Source organism: Kitasatospora sp. NPDC058170, assembly GCF_042883905.1.
Lineage (GTDB): Bacteria > Actinomycetota > Actinomycetes > Streptomycetales > Streptomycetaceae > Kitasatospora.
This window is the reverse complement of record NZ_JBHVUV010000021.1, coordinates 40,515-63,616: the sequence shown is the minus strand read 5'-3', so window position 1 is coordinate 63,616 and position 23,102 is coordinate 40,515. Positions and strand designations below refer to the sequence as shown.

Annotated in this window: 21 protein-coding genes; 9 read left to right on the top strand and 12 right to left on the bottom strand. The window is 74.0% G+C overall.

Going from position 1 to position 23,102, the window contains the following annotated elements; all coding sequences use genetic code 11:
• Positions 1–24: 24 nt before the first annotated feature.
• Entirely contained in the window at positions 25–591 is a 567-nt protein-coding gene (locus tag ACFVVX_RS23680) for a DJ-1/PfpI family protein (protein WP_387948583.1), read from the bottom strand.
• A gap of 239 nt (positions 592–830) precedes the next feature.
• On the opposite strand from ACFVVX_RS23680, the gene ACFVVX_RS23675 reads away from it, so the two are divergent.
• Positions 831–1,379, top strand: coding sequence for an RBBP9/YdeN family alpha/beta hydrolase (locus ACFVVX_RS23675; protein ID WP_387948582.1), 549 nt, complete (start codon positions 831–833; stop codon positions 1,377–1,379).
• A gap of 220 nt (positions 1,380–1,599) precedes the next feature.
• Positions 1,600–2,874 carry a glycerophosphodiester phosphodiesterase gene (locus ACFVVX_RS23670; protein ID WP_387948581.1) on the top strand — a complete coding sequence of 425 codons (1,275 nt, stop codon included), beginning with the start codon at positions 1,600–1,602 and terminating at the stop codon, positions 2,872–2,874.
• 100 nt (positions 2,875–2,974) lie between these two features.
• Here the strand turns inward: ACFVVX_RS23670 and ACFVVX_RS23665 are convergent, their stop codons facing one another.
• The 4 genes from ACFVVX_RS23665 to ACFVVX_RS23650 form a co-directional block, all read right to left on the bottom strand.
• Positions 2,975–3,733 carry a twin-arginine translocation signal domain-containing protein gene (locus ACFVVX_RS23665; RefSeq protein ID WP_387948580.1) on the bottom strand — a complete coding sequence of 253 codons (759 nt, stop codon included), beginning with the start codon at positions 3,731–3,733 and terminating at the stop codon, positions 2,975–2,977.
• An 85-nt stretch (positions 3,734–3,818) separates the two neighbouring features.
• Positions 3,819–6,014: a glycoside hydrolase domain-containing protein gene (locus ACFVVX_RS23660; protein ID WP_387948579.1), complete on the bottom strand. Its 2,196-nt coding sequence runs from the start codon at positions 6,012–6,014 to the stop codon at positions 3,819–3,821.
• 233 nt (positions 6,015–6,247) lie between these two features.
• Positions 6,248–8,593 carry a transglycosylase domain-containing protein gene (locus ACFVVX_RS23655; RefSeq protein ID WP_387948578.1) on the bottom strand — a complete coding sequence of 782 codons (2,346 nt, stop codon included), beginning with the start codon at positions 8,591–8,593 and terminating at the stop codon, positions 6,248–6,250.
• A gap of 217 nt (positions 8,594–8,810) precedes the next feature.
• Entirely contained in the window at positions 8,811–9,869 is a 1,059-nt protein-coding gene (locus ACFVVX_RS23650) for a hypothetical protein (RefSeq protein WP_387948577.1), read from the bottom strand.
• Between the two features lie 148 nt (positions 9,870–10,017).
• Between ACFVVX_RS23650 and ACFVVX_RS23645 the strand changes: the two genes are divergently transcribed.
• Together ACFVVX_RS23645 and ACFVVX_RS23640 are read left to right on the top strand one after the other, a co-directional pair.
• Positions 10,018–11,025: an SPFH domain-containing protein gene (locus tag ACFVVX_RS23645; protein ID WP_387948576.1), complete on the top strand. Its 1,008-nt coding sequence runs from the start codon at positions 10,018–10,020 to the stop codon at positions 11,023–11,025.
• Positions 11,022–11,921, top strand: coding sequence for a hypothetical protein (locus ACFVVX_RS23640; protein WP_387948575.1), 900 nt, complete (start codon positions 11,022–11,024; stop codon positions 11,919–11,921). The genes ACFVVX_RS23645 and ACFVVX_RS23640 overlap by 4 nt, the downstream gene beginning before the upstream one ends.
• A 62-nt stretch (positions 11,922–11,983) precedes the next feature.
• On the opposite strand, the gene map is transcribed toward ACFVVX_RS23640, so the two are convergent.
• On the bottom strand, positions 11,984–12,751 hold the full coding sequence (gene map / locus ACFVVX_RS23635) for a type I methionyl aminopeptidase (protein ID WP_387948574.1): 768 nt from the start codon (positions 12,749–12,751) through the stop codon (positions 11,984–11,986).
• Positions 12,752–12,829: 78 nt separating this feature from the next.
• Here map and ACFVVX_RS23630 point away from each other — a divergent pair, with 78 nt between their 5' ends.
• The 3 genes from ACFVVX_RS23630 (at position 12,830) to ACFVVX_RS23620 (ending at position 14,865) form a co-directional block, all read left to right on the top strand.
• Positions 12,830–13,108 carry a helix-turn-helix domain-containing protein gene (locus tag ACFVVX_RS23630; protein ID WP_387948573.1) on the top strand — a complete coding sequence of 93 codons (279 nt, stop codon included), beginning with the start codon at positions 12,830–12,832 and terminating at the stop codon, positions 13,106–13,108.
• A 195-nt stretch (positions 13,109–13,303) separates the two neighbouring features.
• The gene (locus ACFVVX_RS23625) at positions 13,304–13,711 is read left to right on the top strand and encodes a YciI family protein (RefSeq protein WP_387948572.1); all 408 of its coding nucleotides are present in this window, start codon (positions 13,304–13,306) and stop codon (positions 13,709–13,711) included.
• 8 nt (positions 13,712–13,719) lie between these two features.
• Entirely contained in the window at positions 13,720–14,865 is a 1,146-nt protein-coding gene (locus tag ACFVVX_RS23620; RefSeq protein WP_387948679.1) for an RNA polymerase sigma factor, read from the top strand.
• A 99-nt stretch (positions 14,866–14,964) separates the two neighbouring features.
• Here the strand turns inward: ACFVVX_RS23620 and ACFVVX_RS23615 are convergent, their stop codons facing one another.
• Positions 14,965–16,149: an erythromycin esterase family protein gene (locus tag ACFVVX_RS23615; protein ID WP_387948571.1), complete on the bottom strand. Its 1,185-nt coding sequence runs from the start codon at positions 16,147–16,149 to the stop codon at positions 14,965–14,967.
• A 76-nt stretch (positions 16,150–16,225) separates the two neighbouring features.
• On the opposite strand from ACFVVX_RS23615, the gene ACFVVX_RS23610 reads away from it, so the two are divergent.
• Positions 16,226–16,945: a TioE family transcriptional regulator gene (locus ACFVVX_RS23610; RefSeq protein WP_387948570.1), complete on the top strand. Its 720-nt coding sequence runs from the start codon at positions 16,226–16,228 to the stop codon at positions 16,943–16,945.
• A gap of 125 nt (positions 16,946–17,070) precedes the next feature.
• Here the strand turns inward: ACFVVX_RS23610 and ACFVVX_RS23605 are convergent, their stop codons facing one another.
• The 3 genes from ACFVVX_RS23605 to ACFVVX_RS23595 form a co-directional block, all read right to left on the bottom strand.
• On the bottom strand, positions 17,071–17,832 hold the full coding sequence (locus ACFVVX_RS23605; RefSeq protein ID WP_387948569.1) for an SDR family NAD(P)-dependent oxidoreductase: 762 nt from the start codon (positions 17,830–17,832) through the stop codon (positions 17,071–17,073).
• A complete protein-coding gene (locus ACFVVX_RS23600; protein WP_387948568.1) occupies positions 17,829–19,301 on the bottom strand; it encodes an MFS transporter in 1,473 nt (490 codons plus the stop codon). Before ACFVVX_RS23600 ends, ACFVVX_RS23605 begins: the two co-directional genes overlap by 4 nt.
• An 80-nt stretch (positions 19,302–19,381) precedes the next feature.
• Entirely contained in the window at positions 19,382–19,963 is a 582-nt protein-coding gene (locus ACFVVX_RS23595; RefSeq protein ID WP_387948567.1) for a TetR/AcrR family transcriptional regulator, read from the bottom strand.
• 224 nt (positions 19,964–20,187) lie between these two features.
• Here ACFVVX_RS23595 and ACFVVX_RS23590 point away from each other — a divergent pair, with 224 nt between their 5' ends.
• Positions 20,188–20,667, top strand: coding sequence for a DoxX family protein (locus ACFVVX_RS23590; RefSeq protein ID WP_387948566.1), 480 nt, complete (start codon positions 20,188–20,190; stop codon positions 20,665–20,667).
• 56 nt (positions 20,668–20,723) lie between these two features.
• On the opposite strand, the gene ACFVVX_RS23585 is transcribed toward ACFVVX_RS23590, so the two are convergent.
• Positions 20,724–21,020 (bottom strand): MTH1187 family thiamine-binding protein, encoded by a 297-nt coding sequence (locus ACFVVX_RS23585; protein ID WP_387948565.1) that lies wholly within the window; start codon positions 21,018–21,020, stop codon positions 20,724–20,726.
• 103 nt (positions 21,021–21,123) lie between these two features.
• Positions 21,124–22,605: a SulP family inorganic anion transporter gene (locus ACFVVX_RS23580; protein WP_387948678.1), complete on the bottom strand. Its 1,482-nt coding sequence runs from the start codon at positions 22,603–22,605 to the stop codon at positions 21,124–21,126.
• Between the last annotated feature and the right edge of the window lie 497 nt (positions 22,606–23,102).

Sequence of the window (23,102 nt, the reverse complement as noted above, 5' to 3'; positions counted from 1 at the left end):
GCCGGGTGCCCCCGAGAACCGGGGTCAGGCGACCGGCGCCTTGACCCGCAGCACCTCGATGAACGCCCGGAGCCACGCCGGGTGGTCCGGCCAGGCGCGGGCCGAGACGACCACGCCGTCCACCACCGCCTCGCCGTCGACGTACTCGGCGCCGGCCGCGGCCACGTCGGGCTCCAGCGCCGGGTAGGCGGCGCTGCGCCGACCGGAGAGCACCCCGGCCGCGGCGGTGATCAGCGGGCCGTGGCAGATCTGCGCGACGGGCTTGTCGCCCTCGAAGAAGTGCCGCACGATCCGCTGCAGCTCGGGGTTGTTGCGCAGGTACTCGGGGGCGCGGCCGCCGGGGATGACCAGCGCGACGTACTCGGCCGGGTCGACGTCCGCGAAGGCGAGGTCGGCGGGCCAGGTGTAGCCGGGCTTCTCGGTGTAGGTGTCGAAGTCGTCCACGAAGTCGTGGACCACGAACTGCAGCCGCTTCTTGCCAGGCGCCGCGATGTCGACCTGGTAGCCCTCCTCGCGCAGCCGCTGGTAGGGGTAGAACACCTCCAGCGACTCCGCGGCGTCACCGGTGACGAGCAGGATCTTCGATGCCATCGTCGACATCCCTCCACTTGATAGACCGTCAGGCACGCTTCGGGCCCTGGCCGGTGATCCCCGGCCGGGCCGTGGACCAACCTCCCGCACCGGCGCAGCCGACGCAACAGGGCGCACCGGGTTCGTGACGGCGCGCGAGCGGTCGCGCACGCGGGCCGTGGACGACGCGCGCCCCCGGAAACCCGGATGTCTAGACTCCTGCTGCCCGCGCCGCCTTCCCCGAAGGGAGTCCGTCCCCGATGTCGGACCGCACCACGTACCTCGTCCTGCCCGGCTACCAGGGTTCGGAGGCCGAACACTGGCAGAGCCGTTGGGAGGCCGCCGACCCGGCGGACTTCCGGCGCGTCCGGCAGGCCGACTGGGACCACCCGGACCCGGACGCCTGGGTGGCGGAGCTGGACGCCGCCGTCGCCCTCGCGGCCGCCGCCGGCCCGGTCGTCCTGGTCGCCCACAGCCTGGGCTGCGCCACGGTGGCCCGCTGGGTCGCCACGGCGCCCGCCGGACACACCGCCGCCGTCCGGGGCGCGCTGCTGGTCGCGCCCGCCGACATCGACACCGCGGACGTCCCGGCGCTCCTTGGATTCCGCCCGGTGGCCGTGCAGCCGCTGCCCTTCCCCGCGGTGGTCGTCTCCAGCACCGACGACCCGTGGGTCACCCCCGAGCGCGCCCGTCACTTCGCCCGCGCCTGGGGCGCCAGGTACGTCGAGCCCGGCGCCTACGGCCACCTCAACGCGGCCTCCGGGCTGGGTGACTGGCCCGAGGGACGCAAGCTGCTCGCGGAACTCTGAGGCCCGCCGGGGCGGCCGGCGCGGGTCACGGGCGGCCGAGCGGACCGATCGGAGGGCGGGGGCCGCCGAGCGGGCGAGGGCAGGGCGAGAGCGGGCCAGGGCGGGGTGGGCGGAACTTCTCCCGCAGTTCGCCCGAAGGCCACCCGGCCGGGCGCCACTGCTCCTAGTCTGCGGGCGACGACCACGATCGCCACGCCACCAGTGCGAGCAAGGAGCACCCATGACGTACCGTCCGCTCGACGGCAGCAGCCCGGCCGAGCCCGCTCAGGGCGCCGACTCCTCGCGCCGCCGGTTCCTGCGCGCGACCGGCGCCGCCGGCCTCGGCGCCGCCGCGTTCAGCGCCGCGGGCGCCGGTGAGGCCTTCGCCGCGTCCGGCGACGAGCAGCCCGACGGCTCCGACGAGCGCGGCGCGGCCGCCGCCCGCCCGAGCGGCACCCGCACCCCGGTACGCACCGGCACCGGCCTGGACCGGCTGCCGCACCCGCTGATCATCGGCCACCGCGGCGCCCCCGGCTACCGCCCCGAGGAGACCCTCGGCTCGTACGAGCTGGCGCTGGAGCTGGGCGCGGACGTCATCGAGCCGGACCTGGTGCCGACCAAGGACGGCCACCTGGTGATCCGGCACGAGAACAACATCGCGGAGACCACCGACGTCGCCGACCACCCGGAGTTCGCGGGCCGCAAGGCCACCAAGACCATCGACGGCGTCTCCCTCACCGGCTGGTTCACCGAGGACTTCACCCTCGCCGAGCTGAAGACGCTGCGCGCCAAGGAGCGGCTGCCGCTGCAGCGCCAGCGCAACACCCTGTACGACGGCCGCTGGCAGATCCTGACCTTCCGCGAGCTGGCCGACTTCGCCCGCAAGCGCTCGCGCTCGCTCGGCCGGGACGTCTGGCTCTACCCGGAGACCAAGCACCCGAGCTACTTCCGCTCGATCGGCCTCCCGCTGGAGGAGCGCCTCGCGGACGAGCTGCGCCGCACGGGCCTGGCCGGCAAGCGTGGGCAGGCGATCCTGCAGTCCTTCGAGCCGAGCAGCCTGCAGCGGCTCGCCAAGCTCGTGGACAACCCGCGGATCCAGCTGCTGAGCGGCCCGAACACCCAGCCGTACGACTTCGTGCTGTCCGGCGACAAGCGCACGGTCGCGGACCTGGTGACCCCGGCGGGGCTGCGCTGGATCGCCTCCTTCGCGCACGGCATCGGTCCGACCACCCAGCTGATCGCGCCCGTCGACGCCACGGGCAAGCTCCAGCAGCCGACCACGCTGGTGCGCGACGCGCACGCGGCCAACCTGCTGCTGCACCCGTACACGGTGCGCAACGAGAACGGCTTCCTGCCGCTGGACTACCGGCGCGGCACCGACCCGAACGCCTACGGGGACGCGATCGGGTGGGCCTGCTACCTCTACGAGCTGGGCGTGGACGGGTTCTTCACCGACCAGACCGACACCAGCGTGCTGGCCCGGCAGGACTTCTGGGCCGCCAAGGGCGTCAACTGACGCTCCCGTCACAGGACACGGCGGTGCCCCGGGCCGTTGGACAGCCCGCGGCACCGCCGTCAGCGGTCCGCCCGCCGGGAGCTCCCCGGCGGGTGGCGCTCTAGCGGGTGGCGGTCCGCTGCTGCTGCTCGACCCGCTGGGCGGCCTTGCGGCGGTCCGGGGCCTGGACGTCGACGGTGGTGCCGGCGCCCGAACCCGGCTCCTGCGACCAGCCGCGGATCCGGTCGGCGACCGCCTTCAGCCGTGCGTCACCCGGCGGGACGGCCAGGTAGAACAGGCCCTCGTCCACGTGCTTGTCGTCGCCGCCCCAGGCGACCACGCCGTCGAGCTCGGCGAGGATGTCACGGATGACCAGCAGCTCGTACGGGAAGTAGCCGCCCTGGACGCCCGGCGGGTAGCTGCCTGGCCGCAGGGCCACGGCCGTTCCGGAGGCCAGGTTGCTCTCGGCGAGCGCGGAGGAGCGGATGCCCTCCGGGCTGCGCCAGCCGGCCACCTCCTCGGCCCGGAGCTCGGCGACCTCGTAGTGGTAGCGCCGCGCCAGATGGACCAGCACCGTCTCCACCTGGCCTATCCGGACGGCGAGTTGTGCGGTCGTACCGGGCAGCGGACGCGTCCAGACCGCCCCGCCCGCGTCCACCGCGTTCTCCATCCGCCAGCCGTTGGCCGAGGTCCGGGCGTTGCGCACACCCGGCTGCGGCGCCGCGTCGGCCCCGGCCCGGCCGGCCGCTGCGCCGGTCGCCGGCGCGGCCGCAGCCGCGGCCGCGGCCGGCTGGGCCAGCACGGTACCCGCACCGGCGACGAGCAGCCCGGTGGCCGCCGTCCCCTTGAGAACGCCGCGCCGCGAGATCTCCGATGACACTTCTTTCACCCTCCCGGAATCACTGTTCAGAACCGGCCCGGCGCTTCCCGCGCACCGGGCCGTGGCCGCTCGCGGGCCGCGTGGATCAGAGGCCGCGCTGCGGCGCAAAGTACTTCTCCAGCGTGCGGTAGAGCCCGATCACCCGGCGGCCGTACTCGTCGGCCTTCGGGCCGGTGCCGTTGTAGCGGGCGAGCAGCCGCTCGACGTCGGCCTCGCCGGTCTCCGTCGTCGGCCGGTCCAGACCGAGCCGGGCGGCGTTGTGGAGCGTCAGGTAGGCGACGGTGGCGATGTTGTACTGCTGGTCGTCGTGCAGCTTGTTCCAGACGGCCGCGCGGTCCCTGTCCCAGGTGAGGCTGCTGCCGTTGATGATGCCCTGGTCGATGCAGTGGTTACGGGCGTCGATCGCCGCCGCGGCGGGGATCCGGCCGAGCCCGGTGGCGGAGTCGGCCTGCGCGCCGCGCCTGACGGCGTCGTCCGCGGCCGCGTCCAGGCCGTCGAACCTGCGGATCTCCCACAGCACCGGTGCCTGGAGGAGCGCCTTGCGGACGTTCAGGGTGCGGGCGAGGCGGGTGAACAGCCAGTCGTACGCGAGGACCGTCTCCAGGGCCTGGGTCGTGGAGTTGGCGAAGGTCGTCGTGGTGTCCTCGTCGAGGATGCCGGAGCCGCCGCTCTCGGGGACGCCGAGGCCCTCCAGGTACTGCTGGACGTCCTTGAGCAGGGCGCCCTTCTGCGCGACGGCGAACTCGACGTCCGGGCGGGCGGGGCTGGTGCCCGGGTCCACGCCGTCCTGGCCGAGGTCGCGGCCGGAGGCGATGTCGTTGTCGATCTCGATCGCCCCGTCCCCGGTGCCGACGGTGATCGTGGCGATCTGGTCGAACGCCCAGTTCGTCGGCATCGGGTAGCCGAGGTTCCCCGAGAAGCCCACCGACATGTCGGAGACGAAGCTGGTGCCGGCGTAGCCCACCGCGCTCACCCGGGAGCAGGCGTTGCGCGGGCCGTAGATGCCCACCTCGTAGCGGGAGTTCTCCCGGATGGTCTCGAAGACGCCGCGGAAGTGCGGGATCACGCTGTCGGTGATCTGCTGGTCCAGCGCGTCGAAGTCCACCGCGAAGTAGATCCGGGTGCCGTCGCGGAACCCGTGGAAGCGGGCCCACTCGATGGCGGCGAAGGCGTCGGACCGGCCCTGGTTGTAGGTGAAGTAGCTCGCCGAGCCGCCCCAGGTCTGGTAGATCGGGAAGACCCGCAGCCCCTTGGAGAAGATCACCGACAGCTCGCCGGGCTGGATCATCTTGTTGAGCGTGGTGTTCGGCACGTTGGACAGGTAGCGGCCGACGGTCTGGTACCCGGCCGCGACCAGGGAGTCCGCCCGGGCCGGCGTGACCTGGGTGACGCAGTCGAACGCCGTGCCCTTGCGGGTCGTGTCACCGCTGGTGGCCAGGAGCGAGGCCCAGGTCTGGAAGTCGCCGCGGCCGGTCACCGGCAGCTTCACGAAGGACTGGAACTCGGCGGTCTGGGAGGCCAGGATCGCGTTGAAGGTGCTGTTGAAGCTCACCCCGGCGCGCTGGTTGAAGACCATCGCGGCGGTGAACAGCTGCACCCAGGTGCCGGTGGAGCCGACCTTGACCGTGTTGTTCCGCACGCCGGCCTGGGTGCCGGGGCCGAACACCCCGTTGGCGACGTCGTCGCTCATGCCGATCTCGTACTGGACCGCGAACATCAGCGCCCGCTGGACGTCGCGCGAGTAGATGCCGTCGCAGGGGACGACGAAGAAGTTGCGGCGGCCGACGTACTTGCCGTTCATCCACTGCTGGATGGCCCGCACGGCCTGGCTGCCGGAACCGGTGACCGCGTACGCGTCCATGTTCAGCAGCGCCTTGAACAGCTTGGGCACCATCGCGTCGCCCGGGAGGGCCCCGGCCACGCCCGTGTCGGCCTTCAGCTTGCGCACCGCGGCCGCGACCCGGTCGCTGTAGACGCCGTCGAGGCCGCCGCCGTCGTAGCCCTTGCAGTACAGGCCGGCCTGGACGATCCGCACGACGTTCGCCGGCTGGGTGCCGGTCCGGTCGATGGACGGCCACTTGCCCTGCAGGGTGGAGAGCGTGGTCGGCCCGAAACTGTCGGAGAGCGCGGTGATGCCCAGCTCGTACTGCAGTGCGCGGGTCAGCGCGTACATCAGCGGCCAGCCGGTCCTGCCGTCCTCGGGGACGGTGCCGATCCCGGCCACGCTCCCGTAGGTGGTGTTGATGAACCGCTGTGCCTGCCGCACCATTTCGTCTGCCAACGAGGCCCCCTCGATCGTGAACGTCTTCGGGGGAGGCGCCGGTCACGGCGTGTGCGGACCATACGTCAGGAGGACCGTTCGTACGGCCTCTGATCTTCCCCCGCCGCGCAGCCTAACAGTGTCCCCAGCAGCCCCCGGACCTGCCTTGGGCGAATCGTTTCGCCTGGTCCGCCGACCCTCGAAGCCGCAGGCCCGGGCGGGAGCGATCGCTCCGGCCCGGGCCTGCGGAAGGCCTAGCCTTCGGTGGTCGGCTGGTCCTGCTGGTCCTGCTGCTGGGTCTGGGCCTGCTGGGTCTGCTGCGGCTGCTGGGACTGCTGGTTGCGCGGGCGGCCGGGCTGCTGCGAGGAGCCGCCGCCGGGACGGTTCGGGCCGGTGCCGGGTGAGCTCGGACCGCCGCTGGGCGAGCCGGTGCCGCCGCTCGGGCTCGCGGTCGGGTCCTTCTTGGGCGGCGGGTCCGGGATGTAGACGGTGTTGAACCTGGCCTCGGGCATGTCCCGCACCGCGCGGCTCATCGCCATCTGCCAGATCGGGCCCGGCCCGGTGGCGCCGAAGATCTCCGGGAAGTAGGCGCCGCCGATCCGGATGTTCTTCATCGGCACTCCGCCGGCCGGGCCGCCGAGCCAGACCGAGGCGGCCAGGTTCGCGGTGTAGCCGCTGAACCAGGCGGACTTCTTCTCGTCGGTGGTACCGGTCTTGCCCGCGATCTGCCGGTCGTCGTCGAGGCCGAGGTCGCGTGCGGTACCGCCCTTCTCGGTCACCCCGAGCAGCACGGTGTTGATCACGTCGGCGGTGTTCTCGGACATCGCCTGGCTGCACTTGGCGGGCGACACCGGCACGTCCCGGCCGTCCACGGTGACGATCCGGTTGATCGCGACCGGCGCGCAGTAGGTGCCCCGGGCGGCGAAGGTCGCGTACACGTTCGCCATCACCAGCGGGCTGACCTCCTGGGTGCCCAGGCCCAGCGCCGGGAGCTCCTGGAGCGGGGCGCCGCTGGCCTTGCCCGCGACACCGAGCTTGTTGGCCATCTGCTTGACCGCGCAGAGCCCGATCTCCTGCTCCATCTGCACGAAGTAGGTGTTGACCGAGAGCGCCATCGCCTGCTTGAGGTCGTAGGGACCGCTCTCGCCCGCCGACTCGTTGGGGATCGAGCCGCCCTTCTTGCCCTTTTCGAGGTTCTTCCAGGTGCCGTCGCAGGTCTTCGTCGTCGGCCAGTCCATCCGGTTGGGCGCCGGGTACTGCTGGGTGGACGGCAGCCCGGCCTCCAGCGCGGCGGCGGCCACGATCGGCTTGAAGTTGGAGCCCGGCTGGAAGCCGTTGCCGCCGCCCATCGCCGCGTCCACGTTGTAGTTGACGACGGTCTGGTTCTTGTCCTTGTCGAGGCCGTACGGGCGGGTCTGGGTCATCGCCAGGATCTTGCCGCTGCCCGGCTCGACCATGGTCATCGCCGCCGAGACCGGATCGGTGACGAACACCTTCTTGGTCACCGCCTCCTGGGCGGCGGCCTGCTTGTCCGGGTCCAGGGTGGTGTAGACGTTCAGACCGCCCTGGTCCCACAGCTTCTTGCGCTCGGCCGCGGTCTTGCCGAACACCGGGTCCTGCTTGACCACATGGCGCACGTAGTCGCAGAAGAAGCCCATCCCGGCGTTGGCGGTGATGCAGCCGTTCTGCGGCTCCTTGTACTTCAGCCCCAGCGGGACGGCCTTGGCCTCCCTCGCCTGCTCCGCGGTGATGTGCTTGTTCTCCACCATCTTGTCGATGACGGTGTCCCGGCGCTTCTGGGCGGCGACCGGGTGCAGCTTCGGGTCGTACTGGGACGGGTTCTGCACCAGGCCCGCGAGCATCGCGGCCTCGGGCAGGTTGAGGTCCTTGGCGTCCTTGCTGAAGTACCGCTGGGCGGCCGCCTGGATGCCGTAGGCCTGGTGGCCGTAGAAGGTGATGTTCAGGTAGTTCGTGAGGATCTGGTCCTTCGTCAGATCCTCCTCCAGCTTGATGGCGTACCTGAGTTCCTCGATCTTGCGGCCCAGGGTCTTGCGCTGGGCGTCCAGCACGGCCTGCGGATCGTCGCCGGCCTTCTCGACGTTGACGTTCTTCACGTACTGCTGGGTGAGGGTGGACGCGCCCTGGACGGTCGCGCCGCTCTCGGCGTTCTTGGTGATGGCCCGCAGGACGCCCTTGAGGTCGACGGCGCCGTGCTCGTAGAAGCGGGCGTCCTCGATGTCCACCTGCGCCTGGCGGATCAGCGGGGCCATCTGGTCGGCGGGCAGGACGGTGCGGTCCCGCTCGTAGACCTTGGCTATCAGGCCGCCCTTGGCGTCGTATATCTGGGTCGCCTGAGTGAGCGGCGGGGTCTTGAAGTCGTCCGGAATGCTCTCGAAACTCTCGGCACCGCTCTTCGCGCCGAGCCCCAGCGCGCCGGCCGCGGGCAGGGCCACACCTGCCAGCAGGACGCCCGCCAGGGTGCTGTAGCCGAGGAACTTCAATCCGTGGCCCACCATGCCCAGCGGGGTCTCGCGGCGCCTGGGGCGCGGGACCCAGGTGTCGCCCGGGTCCGAGGCAGGTATGCGGCTCTTCGGTGACATAGCTGGAACCCTACGTCCACGAAAACCGCGCGTGGGACGGGTGTTCGCCAAGCTTTGTCACAAATCGGCGACAGATTCACCTCGTCAGGACACCTCGGACACCTGGCCGATGGGCGACCCTCCAGCCGAAGGGACCGTTCGTCTACGGCCGTTCACGAACGGCCGCCTCGGTGCAGGCGGCACCCCAGCCGAGCAGCGCCGCAATACGAGCGACGCCTCAGCCCGAGCGGCGCTTCCGGAGCAGGCCGAACACCGCGGCGCCGGCGGCGAGCAGGACCAGCAGCCCCACGCCGCCGCTCGACGGGCCGTCGGACGCGGGCGCCGCCGCGTCCCCGCCGGCCGACGGGGACGGCGCGGCGGACCCGGCCCCCGGGGCGGGCGCCGGTGCCGGCGTGGTGGACGGCGGGACGGTGTCGGGGAGTTGGTCGTTGTCGAGCGGCTCCCGCCAGACCGGGCTGTTCTTTCCCTCGGCGCCGTACAGCACGGCCCGCCCGTCGGCGGAGAAGGTGACGGACTCGCCCTGCCCCTGCCACGGGGCGGAGAGTGGAGCGGGTTTGACGGGCGCGTCACCCTGCCAGCGGTACAGGGTGGCGCCGAGGTACCCGCGCAGCACGAGCCGGGTGCCGTCCGGGGAGAAGGCCCCGTCGGTGATCCAGGGCACGTCGGCGACCCGGCGGAAGGTGTTGATGCCACTGGCGGAGAGCTTCTCCGGCCCCTGGTAGAGGCCGCCACCGCCCTGCTTCTTGCTGGCGATGTAGGCCCGGCCGGTGACGGGGTGGACCATCAGCGCCTCGGCGTCGCGCGGCCCGTCCTCGTAGCGGACCCGGTAGCGGACCGCGTCCACGGTCTGGTCCCGCAGTTCGGCGGGCTCGGCGAAGGCGTAGATCCAGACCTCCGGCCACTTCCCGCCGAGGTTGTCGCCGATGTCCCCGAGGTAGAGCCGCCCGTCGGGGCCGAGCGAGATCGCCTCGACGTCGCGCGGTTCCACTCCGCGCAGCGTGACGGTGGCGACGGTCCGGCCCTGCGAGTCGACGGCGTAGACGTACGGGCCGTCGTCGCTGTCGTTGTGCGTCCAGTAGACGCCCGGGTGGGACCGGCTCGCGGCGAGGCCACTGGACTCGGTGATGCGCGGGTCCCCGATGGTGAACAGCTGCCCCGCGGGGTCGGCCGCGCGGGCGGGCGGCGCGACCGTGAGGGTGGTGGCGGCGGTGGCGAGGCACGCCAGCAGCAGTGCCGCCGTTCGTCCGACCGACCTCTGACCTGCTTCCGTTCGCATCCTCAGCACCTGTCGATCCTCCCACGGCTGCCGAACGGGGTGAGCGGGCACCGGACCCGGGACGAGGGCGGGGTGCACCGTTTTCGTCACCTTGACGAGATCAGCCGCCGCCCAATATCGTCTGAGTGACGAAAAGGGGTGGTCATCCATGGCCGACATCACCAGGCGCTTCGGGCTGCGCCACCTGCGCGCCGTTCCCACCGCGCACATCCGCCACCTGCGCCGCGGCGAGGTCGCCCACGACGGCACCGGACTGGCCTTCTGGTTCCGCCCGCTCACCGCCGCGCTCTCCGAGGTGCCGGTGGACGACCGCGAGCTCGCGATGCTCTTCCACGCCCGCACCTCCGACTTCCAGGACGTCACCGTCCAGGCGACCCTCACCTACCGGATCACCGAGCCGGCCGTCGCCGCCGCCCGCGTGGACTTCGGCATCGACCCCGACACCGGTGCCTGGCGGGCCGCCCCGCTGGACCAGCTCGCGACCCTGCTCACCGAGACCGCCCAGCAGCACGCGCTCGGCCTGCTCGCCCGCACCACGCTCGCCGCCGCGCTGGTCGACGGCGTCAGTGCGGTCCGCGAGCGGATGGCCGACGGGCTCGCCGCGGAACCCCGGATCACCGAGACCGGGCTCGCCGTGATCGCCGTCCGGGTGGTCGCCCTGCGGCCCGAACCCGAGGTCGAGCGAGCCCTGCGCACCCCCGCCCGCGAACTGGTCCAGCAGGAGGCGGACCGGGCCACCTTCGAGCGGCGCGCGGTGGCCGTCGAACACGAGCGCGGGATCGCCGAGAACGAACTCGCCAACAAGATCGAACTGGCCCGGCGGGAGAAGCAGCTGATCACCCAGCAGGGCGCCAACCGCCGGCTCCAGGCCGAGGACGAGGCGGTGGCCGACCGGGTCCGCGCCGAGGCCGAGGCCGAGCGCCGGACCAGGCTCGCCACCGCCGAGGCACAGGCCGCACGCGCCCTCGGCGACGCCCGAGCCGCCGCCGAGGCCGCCTGGCTGACCGCCCACCAGCAGGCCGACCCGGCCGTCCTGCGGGCGCTCGCCCTGATGCGGCTGGCCGAGCACCTGCCCCGGATCGACAGCGTCACGCTCACCCCGGACCTGGTCACCGGGCTGCTGGCGAAGCTCTCCGGCGCAGCGGGTGGGGAGTGAGCCTCGCGCCCCGGGCGGTCCTGGTGCGCCGCCGCACCGAGTACGAGGAGCTGCTCGCCCACCACGGCACGCCCGGCCAGGCCGCCTTCTTCCTCTCCTCCCGGGGCCGGTCCGCCGACGAGGTGGAGCAGCGCCACCACCGGCAGGCGGACGCCCTGGCCCGGGCGGCGGCGGCCGTACCGCTGGACTGGCGGCGGACCAGGGTCGAGCGGGCCGACCTGCCGCGGTTCCTGTTCGAGCCCGAGGACGTGGTGGTCGTGGTCGGCCAGGACGGGCTGGTCGCGAACGTGGCCAAGTACCTGGACGGCCAGCCGGTGATCGGCGTGGACGCCGATCCGGGCCGCAACCCCGGCGTCCTGGTCCGCCACCGCGCCGAGGCCCTGCCCGCGCTGCTCCCGGCGGCGGTCGCGCGCAGCGGCGCCCGGCACCTGGAGGAGCGCACCATGGTCGAGGCGGTGGCCGACGACACCCAGCGGCTGCTGGCGCTGAACGAGGTGTACGTCGGGCAGCCCGGGCACCAGACGGCGCGCTACCGGCTGGCCGTGGACGGTTCGGCGGCCGAGCCGCAGGCCTCGTCCGGCGTGCTGATCGGTACCGGGACGGGGGCCACCGGCTGGTGCCGCTCCACCTGGCTGGAGCGCGGCGGCCCGATCGACCTGCCCTCGCCGGCGGCGCCCGAGCTCGGCTGGTTCGTCCGCGAGGCCTGGCCCTCCCCCGCGACCGGCACCTCCCGGGTGCACGGTCTGCTCGGCGACGGGCAGCAGCTGGTCCTGACCGTCGAGTCCGAGCGGCTGGTCGCCTTCGGGGACGGCATCGAGGCGGACGCGCTGGAGCTGACCTGGGGGCAGAGCGTCCGGGTGGGCGTGGCCGCGACCCGGCTGCGGCTGCTGGGCTGAGGCCGGGCCCGTCGGAGCGCGGCCCTTCGACAGGGGGCCGTCCCCCGCAGGGCCGCCGCCCGTCAGAGCAGGGTCAGGATGCGCGGGCCGTCCGCGGTGATCGCCACGGTGTGCTCGATGTGCGCGGCCCGGCTGCCGTCGACGCTGCGCAGCGTCCAGCCGTCCGGGTCGGTGTGGTAGTCGTCCCGGCCGCCGGCCGTGAGCATCGGCTCGATCGCGAGCACCAGTCCGGGTCGCAGCGGGTAGCCGCGGCCCGGTCGGCCCTCGTTGGGTACGTGCGGGTCCTCGTGCATCCGCCGGCCGATGCCGTGCCCGCCGAAGCCCTCGAGCAGCCCGTGGCGGGCGCCGCGCGCGACGGTGCCGATCGCGTGTCCGATGTCCCCGACCCGGTTGCCGACCACGGCCGCGGCGATCCCGGCGTCGAGCGCCCGGCGGGTGGCGTCGATCAGCTCCGTGTCCCCCGGCCTCGGGGTGCCGACGGTGAAGCTGACCGCCGCGTCGCCCGCCCAGCCGTCGAGCACGGCGCCGCAGTCGATGCTGACCAGGTCCCCGTCGCCCAGCCGGTAGCCGTCGGGGATGCCGTGCACCACCGCGTCGTTGACGGAGGCGCAGATGACCGCCGGGAACGGCACCGGTGCGAAGGCCGGCCGGTACCCGAGGAACGGCGACGACGCCCCCGCCGCCCGCAGCACCCCGCGCGCCACCTCGTCCAGTTCCAGCAGGCTCACCCCCACGGCGGCCGCCTCCTCCACCGCGGCCAGGGCCTGCGCCACCACCCGCCCGGCCTCGCGCATCGCCGCCAGCGCCGCGTCCGACTTCAGTTCCACCACGACTGCACTCCTCGTCCCGCACTGCCAATTCTTATACCGGTATATCTATCACGGTCTCGGCGGTATTAGTATCGGGGCATGGTGAGGACCCCACTGACCCCCTGGGAGCGCGAACGCGGCGAGCGCTTCGGCGCGCTGCTGCGCGAGGCGCGCGGCGAGCGCAGCATGGTCGAGGTGGCGGCCGTGGCCGGCATCTCGGCGGAGACCCTGCGCAAGATCGAGACCGGCCGGGCCCCGACGCCGGCCTTCTTCACCATCGCCGCGCTGGCCTTCGCCCTCGGCCTCTCGCTCGACCGGCTCGCCACCGCGGTCGCCGCCACCGACCCCGCCGAGGACGAACCGGCACTCTCGGCCTAGCCGCTACGGAGGGCACGCGGCCCGCCTTCGCCTGCCCTCCGGGGGGACGGCCGGGCGTCCGCGGACGGCACGGACACGCGCGGCGGGAAGAGCCCGGAAAGATTCCTGGACACCGATGTCGAGAACGCGCAACCGGCTCCGTCCCGGTGGTGATCGCGACCACAATGGGTCGCACCAGCACCCAGGAGAGACACCATGGCCAAGTACCTGTTGCTCAAGCACTACCGCGGCGCCCCGGCGGCGGTCAACGACGTGCCCATGGACCAGTGGACGCCGCAGGAGATCTCGGCGCACATCCAGTACATGCGGGACTTCGCGGCCCGGCTGGAGGGGACCGGCGAGTTCGTCGACGGCCAGGCACTCGCCCCCGAGGGCAGCTGGGTCCGGTACGACGGCGAGGGGCGCCCGCCGGTCACCGACGGCCCGTTCGCCGAGACCAAGGACCTCATCGCCGGCTGGATGGTGATCGACGTCGACAGTCACGAGCGCGCCGTCGAGCTGGCCGGGGAGCTGTCCGCCGCCCCCGGTGCGGGCGGGGAGCCGATCCACGAGTGGCTCGAACTGCGCCCGTTCCTGGCCGAGCCGCCCACCATCACGGAGTGACCTCCCAGGTGAACGAGGTCCTGCTCCGGAGCCTCACCCCGAGCGTGCTCGGGATCCTCGTCCGCCGCGGAGCCGACTTCGCGGCGGCCGAGGACGCCGTGCAGGACGCGCTGGTCGAGGCGGTCCGGCTCTGGCCGGCCGACCCGCCGCGCGACCCCAAGGGCTGGCTGATCACCGTCGCCTGGCGCAAGTTCCTCGACGCGACCAGGGCGGACACCGCCCGCCGCCGGCGTGAGGACCTCGTCGACGACGAGCCGGCGTCCGGGCCCGCGCCCGCGGCGGACGACACGCTCCAGCTCTACTTCCTGTGCGCCCACCCGTCGCTGACGCCCTCGTCCGCGGTCGCGCTCACGCTGCGCGCCGTGGGCGGGCTGACCACCCGCCAGATCGCCCGGGCCTACCTGGTGCCAGAGGCGACCATGGCCCAGCGGATCAGCCGGGCCAAGCGCACCGTCTCCGGCGTGCGCCTCGACCGGCCCGGCGACGTCGCCACCGTGCTGCGCGTCCTCTACCTGGTCTTCAACGAGGGCTACTCCGGCGACGTCGACCTCGCCGCCGAGGCGATCCGGCTCACCCGGCAGCTCGCGGCCGCGATCGACCACCCCGAGGTGGCGGGGCTGCTCGCCCTCATGCTGCTCCACCAGGCCCGGCGCGCCAGCCGGACCGCGCCCGACGGCAGCCTGGTGCCGCTCGCCGAGCAGGACCGCGGCCGCTGGGACACCGGGTCGATCGCCGAGGGCGTCGGGATCCTCCAGACGGCCCTCGCCCGCGACCGGCTGGGCGAGTTCCAGGCCCAGGCCGCCATCGCGGCGCTGCACGCCGACGCGCCCACCGCCGAGGAGACCGACTGGGTGCAGATCGTCGAGTGGTACGACGAGCTCGCGCGCCTGACCGACAGTCCGGTCGTCCGGCTCAACCGGGCGGTGGCGGTCGGCGAGGCCGACGGTCCGCGCGCCGGTCTGGCGGCGCTCGCGGCGCTGGACGAGTCGCTGCCCCGCCACACGGCGGTGGCGGCGTACCTCCACGAGCGCGACGGCGACCTGGCGACGGCCGCACGGCTGTACGCGCAGGCGGCTCACAAGGCACCCGACCTCGCCGAGCGCGACCACCTGACGCGCCAGGCCGCCCGGCTCAACGCCCTCCGGCGGCGCTGACGGGTCGCGCCCGGTTCCTCCTCGGCCGCCGCGATGACGCTCCGGCCACCCCGGCCGCACCGGCCGCCGCCGTGACGCCCCGGGGGCCCAAGGGCCGGCTCAGATGTCCCGGACGAAGAGGATGGCGTCGGTCCGGTCGGTGGTGGCCGGGTCGAGGGAGAAGTAGGTGTGGTCGGCCGGGACGCGGGGTGCCGGCTTCCGGTCGAGGGCCGCGGCGAGCCGACCCGGGTCGAGGACGGCGCGGGCGTGCGGCAGGGTCGACAGGAGGCCTTCGAGGGTGTCGGGAGGGGGGATGTCGGAGCCGCGGGTGCCGAAGGTGGTGGCGGCGAAGGCGTACCGGTCGCCGAGGCGGGTGCCGATGACGGCGCCCGCGCTCCACCACTGCAGCAGCTGGCCGGCGAACCGCACCTGGCTCCGGTCGCGCTGCAGGTGGCGGTTGTGGGCGAAGGCGAGGACGGGCCCACGGCGGGCCTCGCGGCGGACGACGGCGTCCAGGTTGTCGGCCATCATCGCGTCGCGCAGGCCCATCAGGGTGCTGACGCGGGTGGGCGCGGTGTCGGCCAGGCCTGCGTGGTAGCGCAGGAGTCCGGTGGCGGTGCGGGCGTGCAGACCGGCGCGCCAGTGCTCCTCGGCGGACGTGACGGCCACCAGGTGCGGGGCGTGCAGGGTGAGCAGCACGCCCAGATCGTCGGCGGCCAGGCGCAGTTGGGCGGCCTCGGGGGTGCGGCCGACGGACCGGGCGGGGTCCGTGAGGGCGGCCGGGTCGGTCCAGCGCTCGTCGGGGCCGAGCAGGTCGTCAAGGGTCTCGCGGCTCCAGGCCGGGTCCAGGTGGTCGGCGAGGTAGGCGTGCAGGGCGGTCAGGGCCGGGCGGGGGCTCGCGGCGCCGGTCGTCTCCAGGGGGCCGTCGAAGCCGTGGAAGCGGAGCCGCTCGTGCCGGGGGCGCTGCTCGTTGTGGGCGCGCATCCAGCGCAGGAGTTCGCGGTTGGCGGGTGAGGCGCCGAACCCGTGGCTGAAGCCCCGGCCCGCCGCGTCGTCGAGGGTCCCGGTGCCGTCGGCCACGTACGCGTCGGCGACCAGGGCCGAGAGGCAGTCGGTCTCAAGGGCGATCGAGCGGTAGCCCTCGTGTTCGACGAGGTGGCGGAAGAGCTCGTTGCGCAGCTCGGGGAAGGCTTCGACGCCGTGGGTGGGCTCGCCGAGGCCGAGCAGGAGGGTGTCAGGGGACAGGAGCGCGGTGAGGGCGCCGCCGCTGAACGGGCGGGCGGCGTCCCGGATCGAGGCCGTCATGGATTCAACCGTATCGTTGAACCTTCGGTGTAAACTTTGGCGCCATTTCCGGCTGTCGGCGAGGACGAACCTTCACATGCGGTTGCGACCCATCGATCTGGCGCGCGAGCACGGCCTGTCCACCCAGGCGGTGCGCAACTACGAGGAGGCGGGGATCCTGCCGCCGGCCGAGCGCACGCCGCACGGCTACCGCGTCTACGCCCCGCGCCATGCGGCGGCGTTGCGGACGTTCCTGGCGCTGGTCCCCGCCCACGGCCATGCGACCGCGGGGGCGGTGATGCGGGCCGTGAACGGCGCCGCGGTCGAGCAGGCGCTGCGGTTGATCGACGAGAGCCACGTCCAACTGGCCGACGACCGGCGGACGTTGGACGCCGTGGCGGCGGCGCTGGGCGACCTGGCGCCGCCGCGCGGGCCGGAGCCGGGTGGGACGTTCATCGGACCGCTGGCGCACCGGCTGGGCATTCGGCCGGCGACGCTGCGCAAGTGGGAGCGGGCCGGGCTGGTCACGCCCCGCCGTGACCCGCGCACCGGCTACCGCGTCTACACCTCCGCCGACGTGCGCGACGTGCTGCTCGCCCACCAGCTGCGGCGGGGCGGGCACGGGCTGGAGCAGATCGCCCGGGTGCTGGAGCGGGTGCGGTCGGCGGGCGGCCCGGAGCCGCTGCAGGCGACGCTGGAGGAGTGGCGCGAGCGGCTGACGGCCCGGGGCCTGGCGATGCTGTCGGGTGCGGCCGCGCTCGACGGCTACCTGGGGACGAGGCTCCGGGCGGGAGACGCTCCCCCGGGGCGCGCCTGAACGGCTGACCGGTGGTGGGGCGGTCAGCCGTTCAGGGGTGCCTGCGCGGACAGGGAGTGCCTGCGCGGACAGGGAGTGCCTGCGCGGTCAGGGAGTGTCTGCGCGGTGAGCGGGTCCCGGCGCGGTCAGGCGGTGATGCCGCCGTCGAGGACGAGGTCGGCGCCGACGGTGAAGGCCGCCTCGGGCGAGGCCAGGTGGAGGACGGCTGCGGCGATCTCCTCGGGGGCCCCGGCGCGGCCGACGGGGACGCCGGACTTCATGCGGTCGGCCTTCTCGGCGGCGTTCTCGCCGGGGCGGGTGGACATCGTCGTCTCCACCGGACCCGGGCTGACGGAGTTGATGCGGACGCCCTCGCCGATGTGGTCGCGGGCGGCGCTGCGGGTCAGGGTGGCGACGGCCGCCTTGCTGACGGCGTAGGCACCGAGACCGGACAGGCGCATGTGGGTGCCGAGGTTGGAGGAGAGGTTGACGATGGCGCCGCCGCCGTTGGCCCGCATGTGGGCGATCTGGTGCTTCATCGCGAGGAAGGTGCCGGTGACGTTGATGTCGAGTACCCGCTGCCAGTCCTCCTCGTCGAGGTCCGCGATCGGCGCGGGGTTGCCGAGGATGCCGGCGTTGTTGACGGCGACGTCCAGGCCGCCGAAGGCCTCGACAGCCTCCCGCACCAGCCGGGCGGCGTCCTGGCCCTTGGACACGTCGGCGACCAGGGCGACGGCCTTGCCGCCCTCGGCCTCGATGAGTGCGACCGTCTCGGCGAGCGGGCCCCCGGTGCGGCCGGCGACCGCGACCCGGGCGCCCTCCCGGGCGAAGGCGAGGGCGATCGCCCGGCCGATGCCGGTGCCGCCGCCGGTGACCAGGACGGACTTGTCGGCGAAACGCGTGCTCATGCGGAGTACTCCTTGGTGTGGATGATCTGCGGGTGTCGGGTGGTTCGGGACGCCGCGGCCACGGCCGCGGCGGTGAGGGCCAGCCCTGCGGAGGCCGCCGCGAAGGCGGTGGCGTAGCCGCCGACCACGGTCGGGCGGGTCGCCGCGAGCGCCATCAGGGCGGCCAGGCCGGTGGTGGGGCCGAGCTCCATGGCGGTGTTCAGCACGCCCGCCGCCAGGCCCGTGCGCTGCACCGGTACACCGGCGGTGGCGAGGACCGCCGAGCCGGCGAAGGCCGGTCCGGCCCCGGCGGGCAGCAGGAGCAGGCCGGGGAGCAGCCCGGTCGTGTAGGGGGTGTCGGGTCCGAGGCCGGCGAGCAGGGCCAGGCCGGCCGCCGCGAGCAGCAGGCCCCCGGTGGTGACGGCGGCGGCGCCGTAGCGGGCGGCCAGCCGTCCGGCGGCCCGACCGGCCAGGAGCAGTGCCGCGGCGTACGGCAGGAAGGCGGCCGAGGTGGCCAACACGCTCCAGCCGCGCACCTGTTGGAGGTAAAGGGCGAGCAGGAGGAAGGTCAGTGCGGTGCCGGCGGCGGTCGCCATGACGGCGGCCAGGGCGGCGGCCCTGCGCCGGTCGGCGAGGAAGCCGGGCGGCAGCAGCGGGTCGGCGGTCCGGCGCTCGGCGGCCGCGAAGGCGAGCAGCAGGGCGAGGCCGGCGGCGAGCGGTCCGAGGACGACGGGATCGCTCCAGCGGTGCTCCCCGTAGCTGACCAGGCCGTAACTGGCCGCGCAGATACCGGTGGTGGCGAGAACGGCGCCGCGCAGGTCGAGACCGGGCCGGGTGCGGCCGGGCCGCGCTCCGGGCGGCGCCTCGGACGGCGCCTCGGACGGCGCCTCGGCCGGTGGCTCGACGGGCGGCTCGACGGACGGCTCGACGGGCGGCTCGGCCCGTGGGAGCCAGCGTCCGGCCAGGGCGAGCCCCGCGAGGGCGACCAGCACCGGCACGGCGAACAGCCAGCGCCACGAGACCCAGGTGGTGACCACGCCGGAGAGCAGGTTGCCGCCGGTGGCGCCGAGCACCGAGAGTCCTCCCCAGGCCGCCATCGCCCTTCGGTAGTCGGCGACTTGGGGGTGCAGTGCGCGGACCACCGCGACTGCGGCCGGGGCGGCGAGCGCGGCGCCGATCCCCTGTGCGAAGCGGGTGGCGAGCAGGACGGGGAAGTCGGGAGCGGCGGCCGCGGCCACCGAGGCCGCCGCGAGCAGGGCGAGGCCGACCCGCAGGACGCGGCGCCCGCCGTGGCGGTCGGCGAGCCTGCCACCGAGCAGCAGCAGGGAGCTGAAGGAGAGTCCGTAGGCGGCGCTGAGCAGCAGCACGCCGGACGGGCCGAGCCCGAACTCCCGGGCGACCAGGGGCAGCGGGACGGACAGGATCATGATCGTGAAGATCAGCGTCGCCTGGACGCCGCCGAGCAGTGCGAAGCCTGGACGTAAAGCCATGGAACCCACCCCCTTACTATATTGACCGTTCGGTCCAGTATTGAGACAGCAGAAGGCACCGCCACAGCCCCCGCGAATCCTCAGTCCAGCAGTGCGAGCGCCTGCTCCGCGGCGTCGCGCACCCGGACCGCACCCTCGTCGGTCTTGCCGATCACCCGCAGACCCTGCATCAACACCAGCAGCATCCGGGCCAGCGCCCGCGGGTCGCGCCCGTCCGGCAGCTCGCCCTGCGCCTCGGCGCGGACCAGGGCCGCGGTGAGCACCGCCTCCAGGTGCCCCAGGCTCGCCTCCACCCGGCGGGCCGAGTCCCGGTCGTGCGGGGCCAGTTCGACGGCGGTGTTGGTGATGAAGCAGCCGCGCTTCAACCCGTCCTCGGCGGCCTCCCGCGCGTAGCGGCGGACCAGCGCGCGGACGGCCGGCAGGACCGGTCCCGGCTGCGAGAGCTCGGCCAGCAGCACCGGGTTGGACTGCTCGGCGTAGCGCTCCAGCGCCCGCAGGTACAGCTCGTGCTTGTTGCCGAAGGTCGCGTAGATGCTGGCACGGGCGATCCCGAGCCCGTCGACCAGGTCGGCCATCGAGGTCGCCTCGTAGCCGCGCTGCCAGAACAGCTCAAGAGCCGACTGGAGCGCCGCGTCGGGGTCGAATTCCTTGGTCCGTGCCATGTCCTGAACCCTAGCCCTATCTAGATCGATCGGTCAAGAAAAGAAGGCCCGCTCCGGATCACCCCGGGGCCGACCCCGAATCGACCCGCGCCACCCCGACCGCGCCGACCACTTCGGGGGCGATTCATCTGACGGAGTATTGTCAACCAACCTGGAGTAAGGCTACCCTTACTCCCCACCCTCGCCCCCTCTCGCCCGTTCCCCCCACAGGAGGCGCTTCCCCCATGCCAGCACGCCCCATTCCGGCGGTCGACACCGCCCGCCCAGTGATCCTGACGGTCTTTCGGGTCGTCGTCGGCCTGCTCTTCGCCTGCCACGGAGTCGCCTCGCTGTTCGGCGTACTCGGCGGCGCCAAGGGCGGCGGCTCCGTCCCGGTCGGCGAGTGGCCCGGGTGGTGGGCCGCCCTGATCCAACTCGTCGGCGGCATCCTCGTCCTGGTCGGCCTCGGTACCCGGACCGCCGCGCTGCTCTGCTCCGGCTCGATGGCGTACGCGTACTTCTCCGTGCACCAGGAGCACGCGCTGATGCCGATTCAGAACGGCGGCGAGGCCTCGGCCATGTTCAGCTTCGCGTTCCTGGCCATCGCGGCGCTCGGCCCGGGGCCGTTCGCGCTGGAGCGGCTGCTGCCCCGGCGCGCCGGCACCGGCCTGACCGGGCAGCCGGGGAGCGCCGAGCGCGCCTCGCAGCCGGCCCCGACGCGCTGACCGAACCGGGTGCAGCAACCGGGGCGGGCCGGTCCACCGGCCCGCCCCGACCCGTTTCAGCCCTCGGCGAGGTGACGCTCGACCGTGGCCACCTTGGCGGTGAGCCCGTCCGTCACCCCGGCCCGGTCGTCGATCTTGATCACCGTGCTGACCCGGTTGCCGTAGGCCTTCACCGCCTCGATCGCCTCCCGGATCACCGGCATCACCTCGTCCCACTCCCCCTCGATGCTGGTGAACATCGCATCCGTGCGGTTGGGCAGCCCACTCGCCCGGACCACCCGGACGGCGGCGGCGACCGCCTCCCCGACATCCTCACCGATCCCCAGCGGGGTGACCGAAAACGCTGCGATCACGACTCCGTCGCTCCTCACTCCATCGCCCTGCTCGGGCGTGCCCGAGGCCCCGGAACCGGGGCCGAGCCCAGGCTAGTGCCGCGCGAAACCGCGCCGAAGGCCCTCACACCACCGTCGGCAGCGGCGGCTCGACCGCCAGCGGCGCGGTGCTGCGGGCCCGGTGCTGCGCGGCCCAGGAGGCGAGGGCGACGGTGCAGGCGTGGTCCAGGTGGCGCAGCCCCGACCGGTCCAACTCGACCGGGCGGTCGGCCGGGAGCCGCTCCAGCGCGTCGAGGAGCCGGGGCAGCCGCAGGAAGGTCGCGTTGCCGCTCAGCCGCACCCGCAGCACCCCGTCGCCCTCGTGCGCCGGGGCCTCCTCCACGGCGATCTGCAGGTGCGAGGTCTGCCAGGCCGACTTGACGACGGCCAGGCCGATCCCGATCAGCACGCCCTCGAACAGGTCGGTGGTGATGATGGCGACCGCCGTCACCCCGAGCACCACCGCCTCCCCCCGGTGCTCGCGGCAGAGGCCGGCGATCCGCCGGACCGGGACGAGCTTGGCGCCCGCGTGCACCAGCACGGCGGCCAGCGCCGTCAGCGGGATCAGCCCGAGCGCGCCGGGCAGCAGCGCGGTGAACAGCAGCAGCCAGGCCCCGTGCAGGGTGCGCGAGGTCTTGGTGCGGGCGCCCGCCTGGACGTTGGCGGCACTGCGGACGATCACCGCCGTCATCGGCAGCGCGCCGAGCAGCCCGCAGAGCGTGTTGCCGACGCCCTGGGCGGTCAGCTCGCGGTCGTAGTCGGTGCGCGGTCCGTGGTGCATCCGGTCGACGGCCGCCGCGCTGAACAGGGTCTCGGCGGAGGCGATCAGCGTGAAGGCGAGGATGGTGCCGAGGCCCGCCGCGCCGGCCAGCGCGCCGAGCGCGTCGCGGTCGGGCAGGGCGACCACGTCCAGCAGGCCGGACACCCGGACCCGGGCCACCGGCAGGTCGGCGACGGCCGTGACGGCGGCCGCGATGCCGACGGCGGCCAGCGGCGCGGGCACCGCCCGGGCGACCCTGGGCGGCAGGTACGTCCAGAGCACCAGCAGCAGCAGGGTGGCGATGCCGACGCCCACGGCGGCCGGGGCGGCGGCGCCGGTGGCGGCGTCGCGCAGCAGCGCGGGCAGCCCGGCGATCTTCTCGGGCCCGGTGGCGGGCGCCTTGCGGTCGGCGAGCGCGTACAGCTGGCCGAACAGCAGGGTCAGGCCGATCCCGGCCAGCATGCCGTGCACCACGGAGGCCGACATGGCCCGGAACCAGCGGCCCAACCGTAAGGCGCCCATGGCGAGTTGGAGCAGACCGGTGGCGAGGACGAGGATGCCGAGGGCGCCCGCGCCGAACTCCTGCACGGCCTCGTAGACCAGCACGGTCAGTCCGGCGGCGGGGCCGCTGACCTGGAGGCTGCTGCCGGGCAGGGCGCCGACCACCAGGCCGCCGACGATCCCGGTGACCAGCCCCAGCTCGGCCGGGACGCCGGAGGCTACGGCGACCCCGACGCAGAGCGGCAGCGCGACCAGGAAGACCACCAGCGAGGCCGGCAGGTCGTACCGCCAGGGGACGGCGCGCAGCGCGCGGAGGGGGCCGCGGCCCGGCGGGGCGTTCTCGCGCGGGCCTCCGGGCGGGCTGTTGCTGGGGCGGCTCACCGGGCCACCGCCGGGGTGCGCAGGGGCGGGCGGGGGAGACAGCGGGCGGGGTGGTCCATGGGTGCGCTCCTTCCGCGCACCCGCCGCGGCGGGCGCGCTGTTGCTGGGCACGGCGCGGTGGGCCGCACGGTCCGGTCAGCCGCACCGCGCGATCAGGCGCACGGCGCGGGCGGTGACGGTGCGGGCGAAGGGACGGTGCGGCGGCGGCCCGGGTGGCCGCTGGTTGTCGCGGTGGGTCGCGGTGGCTGACGGCGGCGGGGCGGGTGCGGTCAGGGGGCTCGTCCCTCGATCGGGTGCGGGCGGACCGGGCACGCTGGTCCTGGACGGGACGCGACGGCCGGAGCTCCCCCGCTCCCCGGTCGATCCCGGATCCCCCTGCCGCAGCCCTCGTTGAACATGGAAACCATGACGGGCCCGGCGTG